Raw genomic sequence first — 490 nt, 5'->3', positions numbered from 1 at the left:
TTACCGGGCTTACCGCCTTCAAGGCCTTCAGCGCCGATCACGCCGGACGTCGCTCCACACCTCTCACCAGATCGCCGGTAAAAATCGTCGGCAACTATCGTATGCTGGCCAGCACAGAGGAAATCCTGCCGGCCTGACAGGTGCGGCCTCCATGAGCCACCCCGCCGATGCGAGAATGGAAACGATGGGCATAGCGAAAAATGACCGCACGGCGCTCGACGCGATGCTCATCGACCTGCGGCCCAAACTGCATCGCTATGCCGCCCGCATGGCCGGTTCGACGATCGAGGGCGAGGACATCGTTCAGGAGGCGATCGTGAAGGCGCTTGCGGCGCATAGCGACGGCGCATTGGTCGAGCGCCCCGAGCAGTGGCTGTTTCGCATCGCCCACAACGCGGCGCAGGATCATCTGCGTCGCCGCCAGCGCGAGCGCACCCGAGCGATAGAGGCCGACATGACGGCAATAGAGGACCTGTCGGCCAGCGCCGAG

At 64.3% G+C, this 490-nt stretch carries 1 protein-coding gene; it reads left to right on the top strand.

The genetic code is table 11. From position 1 onward, the window contains the following. Positions 1–151: 151 nt before the first annotated feature. On the top strand, positions 152–490 hold a 339-nt coding region (locus EN852_RS35025), incomplete at its 3' end, for a sigma factor (RefSeq protein ID WP_281407824.1).

Origin of the sequence: Mesorhizobium sp. M2E.F.Ca.ET.209.01.1.1, assembly GCF_004010375.2 — a bacterium.
Classification (GTDB): domain Bacteria; phylum Pseudomonadota; class Alphaproteobacteria; order Rhizobiales; family Rhizobiaceae; genus Mesorhizobium.
The sequence above is the reverse complement of the archived record's forward strand: the minus strand, read 5'-3'. Positions and strand labels throughout refer to the sequence as shown.